This window comes from Rhodobacteraceae bacterium M382, assembly GCA_025141015.1.
Classification (GTDB): domain Bacteria; phylum Pseudomonadota; class Alphaproteobacteria; order Rhodobacterales; family Rhodobacteraceae; genus Aliisedimentitalea; species Aliisedimentitalea scapharcae.
Genome location: CP081098.1, coordinates 1876502 through 1894431 on the forward strand (window position 1 = coordinate 1876502; position 17930 = coordinate 1894431).

Annotated in this window: 13 protein-coding genes; 8 read left to right on the forward strand and 5 right to left on the reverse strand. The window is 61.6% G+C overall.

Going from position 1 to position 17930, the window contains the following annotated elements; genetic code table 11:
- Positions 1–22: 22 nt before the first annotated feature.
- Positions 23–1369 carry an MmgE/PrpD family protein gene (locus K3727_08665; GenBank protein UWQ92833.1) on the reverse strand — a complete coding sequence of 449 codons (1347 nt, stop codon included), beginning with the start codon at positions 1367–1369 and terminating at the stop codon, positions 23–25.
- A 221-nt stretch (positions 1370–1590) separates the two neighbouring features.
- Between K3727_08665 and K3727_08670 the strand changes: the two genes are divergently transcribed.
- Positions 1591–2478 (forward strand): LysR family transcriptional regulator, encoded by an 888-nt coding sequence (locus tag K3727_08670; GenBank protein ID UWQ92834.1) that lies wholly within the window; start codon positions 1591–1593, stop codon positions 2476–2478.
- A 150-nt stretch (positions 2479–2628) separates the two neighbouring features.
- Here the strand turns inward: K3727_08670 and K3727_08675 are convergent, their stop codons facing one another.
- The 3 genes from K3727_08675 to K3727_08685 all read right to left on the reverse strand — a co-directional run bounded on the left by K3727_08675 (position 2629) and on the right by K3727_08685 (position 7782).
- Positions 2629–5046, reverse strand: coding sequence for an FAD-dependent oxidoreductase (locus K3727_08675; protein UWQ92835.1), 2418 nt, complete (start codon positions 5044–5046; stop codon positions 2629–2631).
- 245 nt (positions 5047–5291) lie between these two features.
- Positions 5292–6545, reverse strand: coding sequence for an aminotransferase class V-fold PLP-dependent enzyme (locus tag K3727_08680; GenBank protein UWQ92836.1), 1254 nt, complete (start codon positions 6543–6545; stop codon positions 5292–5294).
- A 283-nt stretch (positions 6546–6828) separates the two neighbouring features.
- On the reverse strand, positions 6829–7782 hold the full coding sequence (locus tag K3727_08685) for a helix-turn-helix domain-containing protein (GenBank protein ID UWQ92837.1): 954 nt from the start codon (positions 7780–7782) through the stop codon (positions 6829–6831).
- A gap of 270 nt (positions 7783–8052) precedes the next feature.
- Between K3727_08685 and K3727_08690 the strand changes: the two genes are divergently transcribed.
- The 7 genes from K3727_08690 to K3727_08720 are packed head-to-tail and all read left to right on the forward strand — an operon-like array spanning position 8053 to position 16645.
- On the forward strand, positions 8053–9804 hold the full coding sequence (locus tag K3727_08690; protein UWQ92838.1) for a hydantoinase B/oxoprolinase family protein: 1752 nt from the start codon (positions 8053–8055) through the stop codon (positions 9802–9804).
- 25 nt (positions 9805–9829) lie between these two features.
- On the forward strand, positions 9830–11956 hold the full coding sequence (locus tag K3727_08695) for a hydantoinase/oxoprolinase family protein (protein ID UWQ92839.1): 2127 nt from the start codon (positions 9830–9832) through the stop codon (positions 11954–11956).
- A gap of 3 nt (positions 11957–11959) precedes the next feature.
- Positions 11960–12754, forward strand: coding sequence for an ABC transporter ATP-binding protein (locus K3727_08700; protein ID UWQ92840.1), 795 nt, complete (start codon positions 11960–11962; stop codon positions 12752–12754).
- Positions 12754–13488, forward strand: a complete 735-nt coding sequence (locus K3727_08705; GenBank protein UWQ92841.1) for an ABC transporter ATP-binding protein — start codon at positions 12754–12756, stop codon at positions 13486–13488. Before K3727_08700 ends, K3727_08705 begins: the two co-directional genes overlap by 1 nt.
- Positions 13485–14399, forward strand: coding sequence for a branched-chain amino acid ABC transporter permease (locus tag K3727_08710; protein ID UWQ92842.1), 915 nt, complete (start codon positions 13485–13487; stop codon positions 14397–14399). Before K3727_08705 ends, K3727_08710 begins: the two co-directional genes overlap by 4 nt.
- A 3-nt stretch (positions 14400–14402) precedes the next feature.
- Positions 14403–15461 (forward strand): branched-chain amino acid ABC transporter permease, encoded by a 1059-nt coding sequence (locus tag K3727_08715; protein UWQ92843.1) that lies wholly within the window; start codon positions 14403–14405, stop codon positions 15459–15461.
- A gap of 11 nt (positions 15462–15472) precedes the next feature.
- Positions 15473–16645 carry an ABC transporter substrate-binding protein gene (locus K3727_08720; GenBank protein ID UWQ92844.1) on the forward strand — a complete coding sequence of 391 codons (1173 nt, stop codon included), beginning with the start codon at positions 15473–15475 and terminating at the stop codon, positions 16643–16645.
- 252 nt (positions 16646–16897) lie between these two features.
- On the opposite strand, the gene K3727_08725 is transcribed toward K3727_08720, so the two are convergent.
- Positions 16898–17827: a helix-turn-helix domain-containing protein gene (locus K3727_08725; protein UWQ92845.1), complete on the reverse strand. Its 930-nt coding sequence runs from the start codon at positions 17825–17827 to the stop codon at positions 16898–16900.
- Positions 17828–17930: the final 103 nt, after the last annotated feature.

Sequence of the window (17930 nt, forward strand, 5' to 3'; positions counted from 1 at the left end):
TCCTTTTGGGGCTCTGGGGGGATCAAGGGGCGTCAAAGATCAGCGAGGTCAGGTCGGACACCTTGCTGTCTGCGTTGACAAAGCCCAACACCGCATCGCGGATGTCGCTGGCGCGGGCCTCGCCCAGCGAGGGGGAGGCGAATTCCATGAATTTGGCGATGACGTCGGATTTGTCCATCGGGGCTTCGGGTCCGCCGCGGGCGTGCACATCGCCGGATGTGAGAACCTGGTTGTTTTTCAGCGTCACGGTGACATCGGCCACCCGACAGGTCGGGAAGCGATCGGAATGGCGTTTGTCCTCGGACACGGTGATGCGTTTGTGGATGTCGGCCACCAGTGGGTCGGTCAGCCCACCCCCCGAAATATGCTCCAGCCCGATCCGGCCATAGGCCATCTGGGTTGCCACCGCATAGGCCAGGGAATACTGCGCCTGGCTGGTGGTGGTGGGGATGCCGGGATAGAGGCAGGAGCTTTCGTGGAAGGTGTTGATATGCACCGAGGCGATATCGCCGTGGGTCAGTTTGTGCTCCAGCATCACCTGACGCACCGCATCAATGGGGGCGTGGGCCCAGCGGCAGATCGGATAGGGTTTCACATATTGGTGCTCCATCTGCCAGAAGGTGCCCAGATCGTCCCAATGTTTGGCGACCCGGTCCTCTTCGATGGTGATGGCGGGCGCACCAGTGAAACCCTTTTCCGCCAGAATGGCCGAGGACAACCCCACCATGGCGCCCCAGCCGGACCCGTCATGCAGCATCGACGGGTTGGCGATTTCGCGCATCATCTGGCTGCGGGGGCCGTGGTATTCGGCAATGCCCATGCCCTGGCGCAGCTGGTCGCGGCTGTGACCCCGCACGCGGGCGGCCATGGCCACCACACCCAATGCGTTCCAGGCCCCGGAGGTGTGATAATCACAGGCCGTGTCATGCAGCGAAATCGCGGCGCGTCCGGCGACCTCATAGCCGATGGTGGTCAGGGTCAGGGCCTCGGGGCCGGAGAAATCGGGGGCGCAATCGGCCAATGCGGCCAGCGTCGGGATCACCACCACGCCGATATGGCCCTTGGTCGGGTAATAGCCGTCGTGACCATCCAGATTGTCGGTGGCGGTGGCCGAGGCAAAGGCCGACCCGGCCAGCGAGACCTGGCGGCCATCAAACATCATCCGTGCCGACATGGTGGGATCGGCGCTGCCATAGAGAGCGGCGGCGGTGTCGCGCGCGATCGTTCCCGCCTGCATCGGGCCCGCGCCAATGGTGATGCCCAATGTGTCCAGAAACATCAGCGCCGCCGCGTCGCGGGTGCTGGTTGGCAGGTCATCAGGTTTCAGGTCAAAGGTGAAATCGGCGACTTTTTCAAACGTGTTGGTCATCTGGGGCTCGCGCTGTGAAACATTGGGCAGGTTCGTCATGGTGCAGACTAAGGGGTCTTGGTCCCGGTGACACACAAATTAACCGGGGTCATAGCGGTCGGATATTTCGCGAAATCTGCGTTAGACGTCGGTTTTGGGATAGTTCGCGACGGGAACTTGACGGACGGGGCGGGACGGATGGGGCCTTTTCGGCAGGGACTGGGCAGGTTAGGACATAGGCCATGAAACATCTCCCGCATCTGACCTTCTTGCGGTCCTTCGAAGCGGCCGCCCGGTCGCTCAGCTTTACGTCGGCCGCGGACGAGCTGAACTGTACCCAGTCGGCGGTGTCCAACCATGTGCGATCGCTCGAGGAATATATCGGGCGTCCGCTGTTCGTGCGCCACCCCAGATCGCTGTCGCTGACAGATGTGGGAGAGGCCTATCTGCCGTCTGTGCGCCATGCGCTGCAGGAGATTGATGTGGCGACGCGGTCGCTGTTGTCGCAGAATCACAAACGCGAAGTGGTGATTTCCTGTCCGATCAGCCTGGCCGAAAACTGGCTGCCCGGGGTGATCGCAGGGTTTCACAAGGCGCATCCGGACGTCGAAGTGACCCTGCACAGTACCGTGTGGGCGGATGTCGAGGAAAACGTGTCTGACATTTCGATTACCATCAACCATGTCGAAGATGTGGGGCGCGATCAGGTGCAATTGTGGGAAGAGACGCTGGCCCTGGCCTGTGCGCCCGAATATCGCGTGGGCGGAAAACCATTGCGCGAGCCGGCCCAGCTGTTGGAGGCCAAGCTGATCCATATTCTGGGGCGCCCGATTTATTGGGAAAAGGTGTCAAAGGCGCTGGGCGTCGAAATATCGTCCCAGAACAACGGGTTCCACACGAATTCCTCCAACACCGCACTTGAGCTTGCCGCCAGTGGGGTGGGCTGTGTGGCGGTGCCAAAATCGCTGGTGCGGCGGTTTGAAAAACGCGGGTTTCTGGAGCAACCGTTTGATTTTGATCTGGAGTGCCCCTGGGCGTATTTTGCAAATTTCAAGGACCGCACAGCAACCCCGTCGGTCAAGCTGTTCAAAGCCTGGCTGCTCAAGGCGGCAAGCGCTGATGGGGTGTGACCCGGCAAAATTTTTTATCTAAAAAATTTGCCCCCTGGCACCGGCTGAAAAGACATCACAAGGGGAGCCCGGTTTGAAACCTCTTGGTGACGGTGCCGCCGGGCCCAGAATTTTACCTAAAATTCTGAGCCCCTTGGTCAGCGGTGTGTGTTACCCGCGCAGGCGCGCGCCCTGAGGGTCAAAAGGCGCGGCTTCGAGGATGCGGGCACTGTGGGGTTTGCCCAGAATGAACACCTCTACGGCATCACCCGGTTTGGCGATCTCGGGGTTGGCATAGCCGATGGCCAGGGATTTTCCGACCGAATACCCATAGGCCCCGGATGTCACACGACCCACCGATTTTCCGTCCGGGGTAAAGATCGGTTCGCCCCCTGAGGCATCGGCGTTGTTGACCGCGTCGATCTCGAACACGGACAGCATTTCGCGGCAGGGGTTGTCCTTGACCTTCAGATACGCGTCCTTGTTGAGGAAGTCCTTGTCGAGCTTGATGAGGCCGGACAGCCCGACTTCCTGGGGCCAGTATTCCTGGGAGTATTCGCGTCCCCAGGAGCCATAGCCTTTTTCGATCCGCAAGCTGCCGAGCGCACGGCCGCCGACGGGGCCGCCGTTGAACTCTTTTGCGGCTTCCAGAAGCGCGGCATAAAGCTGAACCTGATCACCTTCGGCGCAATGCAGCTCCCAGCCCAGATCCCCGGTGAACGACACCCGCACGGCCAGACAGGCAACACCTGCGACCTCGATGCTGCGCGAGCGCATGAACCGGAACGCTTCGTTGCTGAGATCCGCATTGGTCATGCGTTGCAGCATGTCGCGCGATTTGGGGCCTGCGATGTTGAAGCCTGCAATACGGTCGGTTGCGACTTCGAATGTGGTGCCGTCGGGCAGGTCAATCATGTTGAAGAAGCGCTGGTGATAGCGTTCCGCCATGCCCGAGCCGATCATCATGTATTCTTCGTCGGCGACCTTGGTGATGGTGAAGTCCCCAGCCACGCCGCCGCGGACAGAAATCAGCGGGGTCAGGCAGGAACGACCGGTTTCGGTCGGCACCCGGTTGGCGACCAGCTTGTCGAGCCATGTATAAGCGCCCGGGCCCTTGATCACGTAGTTGGCAAAGTTCGAGATGTCGATGACGCCGACGTTTTCGCGCAGCATCTTGACCTCTTCGCCCACCGGTGCCCACCAGTTCTGGCGGGTAAAGGAGTTGGTGTCCTGTTTGCCGGGCTCGCCCGAGAACCACAGCGGGTGTTCCCAACCACAGTTCATGCCGAATACGGCCCCCATCTGCTGTTGCATCTCATACGCGGGGCGCACACGGGCCGGGCGACCGGCGCTGCGTTCTTCGTTGGGGAAGTGGATGGCAAAGCGGTGGGCGTATTGGTCTTCGACGCGGGCTTTTGTGAATTTCTTGTCGGCCCAGTCGCCAAAGCGCGCCAGATCCCAGGCGAACATGTCGTACTGCGGCTCGCCTTCGATGATCCATTGCGCGGCCAGCAGACCCAGGCCACCGGATTGCGAGAATCCGGGGATGATGCCGGTGCAGCAGAAGTAGTTCTTGAGCTCGGGCACCGGACCCCAGATGGCGTTGCTGTCAGGCGACCAGATCATCGGGCCGTTGATGACGCGTTTGACACCGGCGGTTTCGGCGCAGGGCACGCGTTCGGTGGCGCGGATCACGTTTTCCATGATCCGGTCCAGATCGTCGGGGAACAATTCGTGGGCGAAATCCTGGGGTGTGCCGTCTTCGGCCCAGAAGCGCATGTCTTTTTCATAGGCACCGATCAGGAAGCCGTTGCCCTCCTGGCGGAAGTAATATTCGCCGTCGCGGTCGGCAATCGAAGGCAGGCGACGGTCCATCGCCGCGACTTCGGGGATGGTTTCGGTGACGAAATACTGGTGCTCGGTGGGCTGCAGGGGCAGGGTCAGGCCGGCCATGGCGGCGACTTCGCGTCCCCACAGACCGCCCGCGTTCACCACCCATTGGGTGTGAATGTCACCTTTGGCGGTGCGCACGATCCAGGAGCCATCGGGCTGTTGTTCCGTGCCGATCACCGGGCAGAAGCGTTCGATCTGGGCCCCCATCTGGCGGGCCCCGGCGGCATAGGCCATGGTGACGCCCGACGGATCCACATTGCCGCCATCGGGTTCATACATGATACAGCGGATGTCATCGAATTGCGCCAGCGGGTGCAGTTCCTTGGCCTGTTCGCGGCTGACTTCGTAAAAGTTCAGACCGTAGAATTTGGCCTTGGCCTCTTGCAGGCGCAGCTGGTGTTCGCGCTCTTCGGTTTTTGCCAGATACAGCGAGCCGGGCTGGAACACACCACAGCCCTGATCGGTTTCCTTTTCCAGCTCTTTATACAGGTTCATCGTATAATGCTGGATCCGGGTGACGTTGTTGTTGTCGTGCAGCCCGTGGATGTTGGCCGCCGCGTGCCAGGTCGACCCCGACGTCAGCTCGTCGCGTTCCAGCAGGACCACATCGGTCCAGCCCAGTTTGGCCAGGTGGTACAGGATCGAACATCCGACCAGCCCGCCGCCGATCACCACTACCTGTGCATGGGTTTTCATCGTTCATCTACCTCGAAAACGAAAAGGGCTGAGCCCCGGTTGTGACAGTTGCAAAAGAGATAGCCCGTGCGCGTTGCGAACACCCGAGAAGAAATCGGACCCAAAGCCCTTGGAATTTTCATGACAGGTGTGTCGAGTCGCCGTTCCGGCCGGGTTTCAGGCCACGGTGCGGGCCATCTGTTGCCAAATCTGGTGCCGCCCCCCCCCGGTCGTTTGACCGGTCATTGGGGGGGCAGCGCAGGGACCTATTCGGTGATCTGTTTCATTGTGGCGAGAAATTTGGCGACCTCATCCACGGTGTTGTAATGGCACATCGAGACACGCACGCAGCTGTCCATCTCCAGCGGTGTCAGGATATTGCCGGAGTAATGGTCGGCCTTGCGCAGATGGGTGCGAATACCGTGGTCGTTCAACATCTTGACCACATCGACCGATGCCACCCCATCGACAACCAGCGACACCAAGCCTTCGCGTGCGGGGTTGTCGGCACCGCCGATGATGGTCACCTTGTCCATTTCGCGCAGCCCCGGCAGATTTCCGGTTCCGTTGATCATTGCATCGGTCAGCGCCTTTTCCTGGGCGTGAATGGCGTCCGCAGCAGCGGCAAATCTGGCGCGGCGATCCGATGCGCCGCCAACCGCCCCCCCCAGCCAGTCGAAGTAGTCCACAACATCGGACAGGGTCGCATAGGATCCGGTGTCGCGGGTTCCCATTTCCCAGTTTTCCGCAGGGCCATCAATGAGGCTGTTGTGGGGCAGGGCGCTCAGACGCGGAGAGATCCAGGCCAACCCGTACCCATGACGCGAGAACACCTTGTAGGGGGACACCACATAGCCGTCCACGTCATAGGCGGTCAGGTCCATCCGCCCGTGTGCCGCATGTTGAATACCGTCCACGATGATGACACAGGCCGGAGCCACCGCCCGGATTGCGGCGCTGCAGGCGGCGACATCGACGCCCATGCCGGTCACCGGTGACGTATGCACGATCGTGGCGACCACGGTGTCCGCGGTGACGGCATCGGCATAGGCCGCCGCCTCTATGGTGCCGGTCGCGTTGTCATGCGGGATCAGAACATGACGCTGGCCGGCCACCTGGGCCCAGCGATCACAGGCCGACCGGGTGGCAGGGTGTTCCAGCGTGCTGCCCAGAACCACGCCGCCCCGCGACGTGCCCAGGCAGGCATTCATGATCAGACGGAACAACAGTTCAGTGCCGCTTTCGCCGACAAAGAACTGACCACCGGGCGCGTTCATGAATTCGGCCATGTCTGTCTTGGCCTTGGTGATGACGCGGACCAGTTCATGGCTGCCCGGGTTGTCGCGCCCCTGATTGTCGGGGATGGCAGCATAACGGGTGGAGGTTTCGACCGCAGCGTTCAAGGTCAGCGCCCCGCCTGCGTTTTCAAAGAAGATGCGCGGCCCCTGCTGTGGGCAGTGATCGACCTGTGCAAATCGGCTTCGGATTTGGGTCAGCAATTCGGGAGAGATCTGAGGCATGGGGGCTCCGTGAGTGAGGCGTTGGACAACGCGGAATTTGGCGTCACGTTACCAGTTGGTCCTCCCGATACACGCAATTTATTCTGGGGCATCCCGCAATGAATTTGGTGGCTGGCGGGTCGACCCACGGGCCCGGTCTGGGCATGATCCCCGGTCTCGTCGGGCCGTCTGAGATGACGCGCGGCGTGGGGCGCGCAGACAGGGCAAAAGGGGATTGGGGGCGCAGACCGCGTTGCGACGGTGTTCGGGGCAAAGCCCCCCAACGGCGCGATCCTGGCCAGCCTTACGCGCTGGTGTCGGCCTTGAATTCCGAGGGGGTGACACCGAATTTGGATTTGAACAACCGCGAAAACTGGGCCTGATCCGAAAACCCAAAGCGATAGGCCACTTCGGCGATGGCCAACCCGGGGGCTGCGGCCAGCCGATCCCGTGCGGCGATCAGGCGGTGGTCGCGGATCTGTTGGCTGACGGTGCCGTTCACGTCCTTGAACAGGTCGTGCAGGTACCGTTTCGAGATGCCGCAGCCATCGGCGATCAGATCCGGGGACAGATCCGGGTTCTTCAGATTGGCGCGGATGAATTTTTCCACCCGCGTAATATGGGCCGACCGCACGGCCGACAGGTTGCTGGAATTGGCGTCGGAGGTTTCCTCCAGCGCCAGCCCCAACAGTTCGAGCAGTTGACGCCCGATGGTTTCGCTGGCCGCCGGCCCAAGATCGGCGAATTTCGATTGCGCCTGATCCACCATGCTGGCGAACAGCCCCGCCGTGCCAGAGGTGGCGTTGAACACGCGCGCGCAAAACCGGTCCGGTTGGCGCACGCGTTCTTCCAGCGCCTTCCGGCTGACCTTGAGCACAAACAGGTCATTGGGGTTTTCATACAGGAACCGGTAAGGTTCGTCGCCGCGTTCCAGGATGAACCCGCCGGGATCACAGCGCACCTCGCGCCCCAGCTGACGGAACTCGACCGTGCTGACGCGGGGCAGGGTGATCAGATATTCCTCTTGGCGGGCCTCGCGGATATGGGCGCGGCGGCGTTCATAGCTCAGAGGGTCCGATGTCAACCGCGACATGCCGACGTGGCCCATGGACATACGGCTCAGCTGACCATTGAAACGGATCGGGTCGCGGAACTGCAATTCCAGTGGAAAATACGCATCATTCACCACCGCATTCCATTTGCTGGAGCGGTGCTGCGGCTCTGTCTTGGCCGTCGAGAACGTGAACCCGGCGGTCATATGCGTTTCCTCCCACGCTGAACCTTATCCCAAATCCCCAGCAAAACAAAAGAAAATGGGACGCCTGCGCTGAGCGCCAAATGGTTCTGCGCTGAGTGACAAATTGTTCTGCGCGGGGGTGCAAACAGCTTTGCGCGGATCGTCAAGACCGCCCCGGCAACCCCGGTCATCCTGAAATCCGAGAACGACGTGCAAAGAACCATGCCGGATCGAGCGGCCCATGCGCCCCCGTCCGGTGGATCTTTTGCCCCATTCAGAGGACCAGAAAACATGGCTGATAACCCCGTAGACCCGATCACGCTTTCCGTGGTGCGCGGCGTATTGGAAACCACCCAGCGCGAAATGACGCTGGCGCTGGAAAAGACGGCGCGCAGTTCGGTGTTCAACCTTGCGCATGATTATTCCACGGCGCTGTTCAACCACACGCCCGAAATGATCCTGCAGGGGCAGGATATTCCGATTCACCTGGGATCGTTGATCCCGGCGATGAAATCGGTCGCGGGGTTCTTTGACGGGGATATCAACGAAGGTGACCTGATCCTGCACAATGACCCGGCCTATGGGGGCAGCCACATCATCGACACCTGCATGTATTACCCGGTGTTCTATGAAGGCGAGCTGGTGTTCTGGACCGTCTGCAAGGGGCATCTGACGGATATTGGCGGCCCGGTTCCGGCGGGATACAACCCCGAGGCCAAGGAAATCTATGCCGAAGGGCTGCGCATCCCGCCGATCAAGCTGTGGGACAGGGGGGTGCCGCGCGACGACATCATGAACATGTTGCTGGTCAACATGCGGGCCCGGCGGGATCAGGAAGGTGATTTCAACGCCTTGATCGGGGCCTGTCAGGTGGGCGCGCGCAACCTGATTGCGCTGATGGACAAATATGGCAAAGAGACGGTTCAGACCTGCATTGCCAAGCTGTTGACCATGGCCAATGCCCATATGAAGGGGCTGATCGCGCAGGTGCCGGATGGGACCTATTCCGGCACGGCGGTGTTGGAAGATGCCGGGCACGGGTTTGGCGATTTCGACATCACCGCGACGGTGACGATCACCGGCGACAGTTGCCACATCGAAATCGAAAGCCCGCCGCAGATCCCGTATTTCATCAACTCCTACGAAGGCAATTCCTATTCGGGTGTCTATCTGGGCCTGATGATGTTTGCGCAATTGCCGCCACCCTATAACGAGGGGCTGTATCGCAATGTCACGGTGGACATGGGCCGCAAGGGGACGTTGTGCAACGCCCAGTCACCTGCGCCGCATATGAATTGTACCACCACCCCGATGGAGACGTTGACCGATGCGGTGCGGCTGGCCTTTGAGCAGGCGGCCCCTGACAAGGTGTCGGCCAGCTGGGGGCACGCCAACGGCTGTAATATCGCCGGGTGGGACAATCGCCATGACGAAGAATACGTCACCATGGTTCTGGCTTCGATCATTTCGGGGGCCGGGGCGACCAACAGCCAGGATGGCTGGCACGCCTGTGGGCCCGAATGCTGTTTTGGGGCGCTGACGTCGGGGGATATCGAGATGCTCGAACATTCCTATCCGATCATCATTCACGAATACGGGCTGATGGAGGACAGCGGCGGCGCGGGCAAATTCCGCGGTGGGTCAGGCACGCGCTGGGCGGTCGAACCGTTGGATACGGACATGACCCTTGTCACCTTTGGCGAAGGTCGCCGCATTCCGGCGATGGGGGCCGCGGGTGCAAAATCCGCCATGGTTCACAAAAAGGTCGGCCGGTTGGAAATCACCCGCGACGGCGACACCCAGATCATCACCGACAATGTGATCGAGACCATCAAACCTGGTGAGATTGCCGCCAACCTCAACCCCGGTGGCGGCGGGTTCGGCAACCCGTTCGAACGCGACCCGTTGAAGGTGGTCGAAGACGTTCGAAACGGGCTGGTCAGTGTTGAAGGGGCCCGGCTGGACTATGGGGTGGTCATTGCCGACGCCGAAACCCTCGCCATTGACGAAACCGCCACTGAACACGCCCGTTCTGTCGCCTGATCCTATTGATCCGAAAGGAAAACACATGCGTACCCAATATCGCCTGGGCATTGATGCCGGCGGCACATTCACCGATTTCATTCTGGCCGACAAAAAGGGCAGCACCCAGATCTTCAAGGTTCTGTCCACGCCGACCGAACCGACCAAGGCCATCCGGAACGGTCTGGCGCTGATCACCGAGGAAACCGGCCTGACGGCGCAGGACATCGTGTCGAATTCCGACCTGTGCATCAACGGCACCACCGTGGGTCTGAACGCGCTGATCACCCACACCGGGGCCAAGACCGGGTTGATCGCCACGCGGGGCCACGAAGATTCCATCGAAATCCGCCTGGGCCACAAGGAAGACGGGTATCGCTATGACCCGGATTATCCGCCCGCCACCATGCTGGTCCCGCGCCATCTGCGCAAAGGCATCTCGGAACGGGTGATTTCGGATGGGTCGGTCAAGACCCCGATCAACGAAGACGACGTGCGCGCCGCCTGTCGGTATTTTCTCGCCGAGAACGTGGAGTCGGTTGCGATCAGCTTTGTCTGGTCGGTGCTGCACCCCGAGCATGAGCTGCGCGCCGCCGAGATCGTCCGCGAGATGATGCCCGATGTGCGCCTGACGGTTGGCAGCCAATTGTACCCGCAGGTGCGTGAATACACCCGCACCTCTACCGCGATCGTGAATGCCTATCTGGCCCCGATCCTGCAACGCTATGTCGAAGCGATCGATGCCTATTTCCGCGAATTGGGCAGCCAGCACCCGGTGCGCTATTTCCAGTCGAACGGCGGGCTGGCGCTGGGCAAGGTGGTCAGCGACCAGTCGGTTTATGCGATCAATTCCGGGCCGGCATCGGCTCCGCAGGCGGCCTTGGATGTGGCCGAACCCTGGGGGGACAAGAACATCATCACCTGTGACATGGGTGGCACCTCCTTTGACATCACCTTGACCAAGGATGGTCAGGCCAACGTCAACAAGAACATCGACTTTTTGCGCTATCGCATTGGAATTCCGATGATTCAGGTGGAAACCCTGGGGGCCGGTGGCGGGTCGATTGGCTGGATCGACTCGATGGGGCTGATCCAGATGGGTCCGCAATCGGCGGGATCCGAACCGGGACCGGCCTGTTATGGTCAGGGCGGTGACAATCCGACCACCACGGATGCCAATCTGACGCTTGGCTATCTGAATGCCGATGGGCTGGTTGGCGGGCGTCTGCCGCTGGATGTGGACAAGGCGCGCAGCGCGATCAAGACCAAGCTGGCCGATCCGCTGGGCATTTCGGTGGAAAAGGCGGCCTATGGCATGTTCACCATCGTCAACAACAACATGGTGAATGCGATCCGCCGGGTGTCGGTCGAACGGGGCTATGATCCGCGCGATTTCGTGCTGATGGGGGCCGGGGGCGCGACCGGGGCGCATATCACCGCGCTGGCCCGTGAAATGGGGATCTCCAAAGTTCTGATTTCCAAGCTGGCCTCGGGGTTGTGCGCCTATGGTCAGATCATATCGGACGTCAAATACAACTATATGGCTCCGGCACCGATCCGGCTGGAGGGGGCCGAGGCGGCGCAAACGCTGGATCAGCTGTTCAACAAGCTGGAGTTGCGGGGCCATGGAGATCTGAGCCAGGACGGGTTCAGCGACGACAAGATTTCGATCCGTCGCAGTCTGGACATGCGTTATGTCGGGCAGGTGCATGAATGCACGGTCGAGATCGCGCCCTTTGAGGTCACAGAGCCGTCGCTGGAGGACATCAAGGCGGCGTTCCACGCCCGTCACAAGGCGCTGTACACCTATGATGAACCGCATAACGCCGTCGAAGTGGTGAATGTCGAAAGCACCATCGCCGGACGTGTGGACAAACCCAAACGTATGAGCATTGCCGCGGGATCGGGTGCCGAGAGCACGTTGAAGGGCCGCCGCGCGATGGTGTTCAGCGCCGACGGACAGGCACAGGACACGCCGGTCTATGACGGTGCTGCATTGGGGGCGGGGGACGTGTTGCATGGGCCTGCCGTCATCGAAGAGGTCACCACCACCATCGTGATCGAGCCGGGTTGGACCGTGTCGCTGCACGAAAGCGGGGTCTATGTGCTGACGGCGGAGACCGCCCCGGAGGGCCGGCCGCTGAGCCAGCTCAAAGAACTGGCCGGGGTCTGAGCCATGGCGCGGCGACACAGCACGGCGTCCTCGCAGGCCGAGTCCGCCCGGGCCGAACCCTCTCAGGCCGAGCCCTCTCTGGCTGCATCCGGGGTGACCGTGGCCTTTGGCGGGTTCAAGGCGCTCACCGATGTCACGATGTCGATCACGCCGGGCAGCGTTCATGGGCTGATTGGCCCCAATGGCGCGGGCAAGACGACAATGGTCAACACATTGACCGGGTTCCAGGCACCGACCACAGGGTCGGTCGCCCTGGGGGGCAAGGAGGTGGGCCGGATGTCGCCGCACCAGCTGCGCCGCGAAGGCGTGGCGCGGACATTTCAGGCCGGACGGTTGTTCACCGGTCTGGATGTTCTCGACAATCTGGCCGTGACGGGTGTGGGGCTGGGGCATTCCCGATCCGGGTCCGAGGCCGAAGCGTTGCGGGTGCTGGGCTGGATGGGGGTGCCCCATTTGGCTGAACGGCCGGCGGCGGGGCTGCCGTATACCGACGAACGGCGTGTGGGAATTGCCCGTGCCTTGATGTTTGCGCCGGACTTCTTGCTGCTGGATGAACCGGCGGCAGGAATGTCCGAAGCCGAAGCCGGCGATCTCGCCGCGCTGATCGCGCGTGTGGCAACCGAACTGGGCACCGGCGTTCTGCTCATCGAACACAATGTCGGGTTGGTTCTGTCCGTATCTCAGCATGTCTATGTGCTGGATGCGGGGCAGGTCATCGAAGAGGGCGACGTCGATGTGATCCTCAAGAGCCAGGTTGTGCGCGATGCCTATTTTGGTGCCGATCAGGAGGCCGCGTGATGTCCAAGCTTGGCGTATTTGACGTGTCGGTGCGGTACGGGAAAGTCCCCGCGCTGACCAATGTGACCCTGCACATAGAAGAGGGAGAACGGGTGTTCATCTCTGGCCCCAACGGGGCCGGGAAGTCGTCGTTGCTGGGGGCGATCAGCGGTGCTGTGGCCCCCAGCCAGGGGCGGATCGAACTGGATGGCGACCTGTTGAGCGGTCGCCCACCCGAAGCCATTGCGCGGCTGGGCCTGTCCATGGTGCCCGAGGGGCGCGAGATTTTTGGCAGCCTGACGGTCGAGGAAAACCTGAAGGTCGGGACCGGGTTGCGAAGAGACCAGAGCGCTGTCTCCGCCGATATTTCGGAGATATTTGACGCGTTCCCAATCCTGGGGGAGCGTCGTCATGCCAGCGCCGGTGCGCTGTCCGGTGGCCAGCAGCAGATGCTGGCCATCGGCCGGGCGCTGATGACCAATCCCAAACTGATGATGGTGGACGAACCGTCGTTGGGATTGGCCCCAAAGATTGTGGATCAGGTGTATGAAACGCTTGTTGCCCTGCAGGAAGAGCGGGGGCTGACGTTGTTGATCGTCGAACAAAGTTCGACACGCGCGGCCCGTGTTGGCGGGCGCATGATCCTGCTGCGGGGCGGTGCGGTTGTCGGCGAGGGAGACGCCGCGACCTTTGCGTCCAAGGACCTGCTTCGCGACGCCTATTTCGGAACATCCAACACGGAGGCCGCGCTATGAATTCTGCTGCACAACTGTTTTTTGATGCGGCTTCGCTGGGTGGGATCTATGCGATGGCCGCCCTGGGGATCGCGTTGATCTTTGGGGTGATGAACCTGGTGAACTTTGCCCATGGCGAATACATCGCCTTTTGCGTGTTCGCCCTGATCGTGCCATCGACCGACGCCGTGGCGGTGTTGTTTCTGGGCAAGGCACCGGCCTTTGTGTTGATCCCGGTTCTGCTGGCGGTGGGCGCCGGAGCTGCCGTGGCCAGCGAATACATCGTGTTCCGCCATATGCGCCGGGCAACGCCGGTGGCGATGATGATTTCCTCCTTTGCGCTGGGCTTTGTCATCCAGAATTCGCTGCTGGCGATTTACGGAGGGCGGCCCAAGGCCATCAGCCTGTGGCCGGATCTGAACACGCCTGTGGCCGTGGCGGGGGCGCATGTCCCGCTGCTGCAGCTGATTGTCATCCTGAGCACGGTGGTGGTGGTCTGTGCCCTGGCGCTGTTGTTGAAGAAAACCCGCCTGGGGTTGGAAATGCGGGCCGCGGCCGAGAATTTCACCATGGCGCGGCTGTTGGGGGTGCGGGCCAATGTGGTGATCACCGGGGCCTTTGCCCTGTCGGGCGCGCTGGCGGCGGCCGTCGCGCTGATCCTGGCGACCCAGACCGGGGTCGCAGATGTCCGCATGGGCGGGCAGATCATGCTGGTTGCCTTTATCGCCACGGTCATCGGCGGGTTGGGGTCGTTGCCCGGTGCCGTGGCCGCGGGATTTCTGATTGGTGCGACATCCATTGTGTTGCAGGCCTTTCTGCCGCTGGAAGTCCGCCCGTTCCGCGACGCCTTTCTTTACACGCTGGTCATCGTTTGCCTGCTTTTGCGTCCGCAAGGGTTGTTCGTGCCCAGTTCAGCCAAGCCGAGGATTTGAACCATGATGGGTAAACACGCACAAAACCGGCTTCTGGCCTATTCCACCCCGATTGTTCTGATCGGACTTCTGGTCCTGATGGCGGGAATGGTCAGCCTGTTCGGGGACAAGGCGCTGGCCCGGACGATGGCCGAAACCCTGGTCCGGGTGGTGCTGGTGGTCGGTCTTTGGATCTTTGTCGGCAATTCGGGCGTCGTCAGTTTCGGCCATGCCGGGTACATGGCGATCGGTGCCTATTGTTCGGCGTGGCTGACGCTGAAGCCACAGATGAAATCCATGTTCCTTCCGGACCTGCCGCAATGGTTGGCGCAGGCGGAATGGCCGGTTTTGCCTGCCGCGATCGTGTCGGGGCTGTTGGCGGCGCTGGTTGCGCTGATCTCTGGCGCGGCAATCCTGCGGCTGTCGGGTATTGCCGCCTCGATCGCGACCTTTGCATTCCTGGCCATCGTCAACACCGTCTATTCCAACTGGGAAGGCGTCACCGGTGCGACGTCATCGGTGGTCGGGCTGGCCCGCTATGTGGATCAATGGGTGGCCTTGGCCTGGGCGGCCGCGGCGATCATTGCCGCCAATCTCTATGCCAATTCTGCCAGCGGGCTGGCGCTGCGGGCCACCCGCGAGGATGACGTTGCCGCGTCGGCCTGTGGGATCGACATGTATCGCCATCGGTTGATCGCATTGGTCGTCAGCGGGTTCTTTACCGGCGTATCCGGTGCGCTGTTGGGGCATTCGATCGGTGTTCTGAACCCGGACAGTTTCTATCTGAACATCACCTTCATTTCGCTGGCGATGCTGGTGGTTGGTGGCATTGCCAGCCTGTCGGGGGCGGTCATCGGGGTGCTGAGCCTGTCCGTGCTGATCGAGGCGCTGGTGCGTCTGGAACAGGGCGTGACAGTCGGGGCCACCGCGTTTGCCCTGCCCAGCGGGGCCCAGGAAATCCTGATCGGGATCGTGATGATCCTGATCCTGGTGCTGCGCCCGTCCGGGCTTTTGGCGGGCAAGGAGCTGCGCCTGCCCCGGAGGAGCGAGACACGTCAATCAAAAAATACCCAAACCAACTGAGGAGACGTTCCATGAAACACGCATTGATTGCATCCGCATTGACGCTGGCGCTGGCATCGCCAGCATTGGCCAGCGACGACATAACGGTGGGCTTTGCCATCGCCAAATCGGGCTGGATGGAAGCCTATGACACCCCCGCCGCAGCGGCGGCCAAGATCCGCATCGGTGAAATCAACGCCAATGGCGGGCTATTGGGGCAGCAGGTCAAATGGGTCGAGACCGACACCAAAACCGACCGGGCGCAATCGGCCAAGGCCGGTCTGCAGGTTCTGGATGACGGGGCCGATATGATGGTCGTCAGCTGCGATTACGATTTTGGGGCTCCGGCGGCCCTGGCGGCAGAAGCTGAGGGCAAGAATTCGTTCTTTCTGTGTGCCGAAGACGTGAAGGCCGGCATTCAGGGCGTTGGCCCGAACAGCTTTTCCGGTTCGGTTCTGGCGGCGGTGCAGGGCGCAACCATGGCGGAATGGTCCACGCATCAGCGGGACGCCAAAACCGGTTATGTCCTGTTGGACACGACCATCGAATACAACAAAGGCATCTGTACCGGTTTTGACTGGATGTTTCCAAAGGCCGGTGGCGACATCGTCGGGCGCGACACGTTCAAGAACAACGATGCCTCGATCGCCAGCCAGATCAGCCGGATCAAGGCGCTGCCCCAGGAGCCGGATGTGATCATGCTGTGCTCCTATATTCCCGGTGCGGCGGCGGCTGTGCGCCAGCTGCGCGCAGCTGGCATCCAGTCGATGATCCTGAATGGGTCGGCGGTGGATGGGTCCTATTGGCTGGACGCGGTTCCCGATCTGTCGGGGTTTGTGCTGCCGGTCCAGGGATCGATCTATGGCGACGATCCACGCGCCGAGGTCGAACGCTTTAACACCGCGTATGAGGCTGCGACCGGGGCCCGTCCGGCCAGTCAATACGCCTATCCCGGCTATGTTCTGATTGACCTCTGGGCCAAGGCCGTCGCCCGCGCGGGAACAGTGGAAGGCAGCGCCGTGACGGCTGAGCTGGAAAAGATGCAGAACGAAGCGACCACATTTGGTCCGCGCAGCTTCAGCGACACCCTGCATCATCAGAACAGCGCAAACATGCAGATCATCGAGATTTCCGGTGCGACCCCTGCAGTTGTCGACAATTGGACCATCAGTGAGCCGGTGCCGCTGGATGTGTTGTTGAAGTAAGCCACACAGGCGCGACATGCGCCCGTTCCAGATGTCTGTCCGGAGCGGGCGTACCTGTGTGCGGGGGCCTCTGCGCCGTGCGGCAGGTGTCCAACGTCAACAAGGGGAACACTGTCCGCGACTTGTCGAATGCACACATGTTGCAACTGAGGGCCACAGGCCCGTGGCCTGCGACAGTATCCCGTTCTACCCCCGCTGATCTCGCCCCGGTTGGGGGGCAGTGGTGCCCCGAGACCATCGCGGCCCCGGATCTCAGCTTTGGCGGTCGCGGGACGCGGGGTGGCCGTATCTTTGCCGATAGGCCCGGGCAAAGCTCTCCGGGTTTTCAAATCCGCACAGGCTCGAGATTTCGCTGATGCGCAGGCTGGAGTTCTGCACCAGATTGCGGGCCTCTGCCAGCCGCAGATTGCGGTAATAGCCGGCCGGGGTCTGGTGCAAGTGGTGTTTGAACAGCCGCCCCAATGTCCATTGCGGAACCCCGACGCGGGCGGCAATCTCGGCAACGGTGATCGGCTGATCCAGCGTGGCAATCATCAAATCGACGGCCTTGGCCAGATTGCGATCCAGGCGCGCCAGCGACGTGTCGGTCAGCAGCCGTTGTTGTGGGCCGGTGTGGTTGGTGGGCCGATAGGTCAGGATCTCGGCCACCCGATATGCCAGCTGCCGTCCGCTGAAATGTTCGATCAATCCCAGGGTCATGTCGAACGTGGCGACCCCGCCGGCGCTGGAACAGCGGGTGTCAGAGACGTCAAACAACCGGTCGGCAAACATATCCGCGCCGAATTTCTCGCGATAGCCGCGCAGCGCCTCGAAATGCACCGCCGCGGGGCGGCTGCGCAGCAGCCCGGCTTCGGCAAAGATCAACGCGCCAGTGTCAACACAGCCCATCAAAGCGCCTTGGCGGGCGCGGTGTTTGAGCCAGCCGAGCAAGGGTCCGGCAACCGCTGTTTCCGGGTGGTAGGAGGACAGCAGCAACACGACATCCGCCGGGCTGTGATCCAGTTGGTCGGTGTTGATGTCTATGCCGCTGGAACTGGTGAGGTGGCCGCCCTTGACCGACAGGAATCGCCAGCGCCACAGCGTGTCGGCGGTTTCGCGGTTGGCCACCCGCAGCGGTTCGGTCACCAGGGTGAGCGACAGGATCGGAAAGTTGTCGGTCAGGACAATGTCGGCATGTGGCATGGTGGCTCGGATCAGTTTGTCAAAATACGTTAGTTAATTGCCAATTTTGATCAACTGTTTTTGCGCGACTGTTCCTAACATCCGGGGGCAGTGGAGGAGAGCA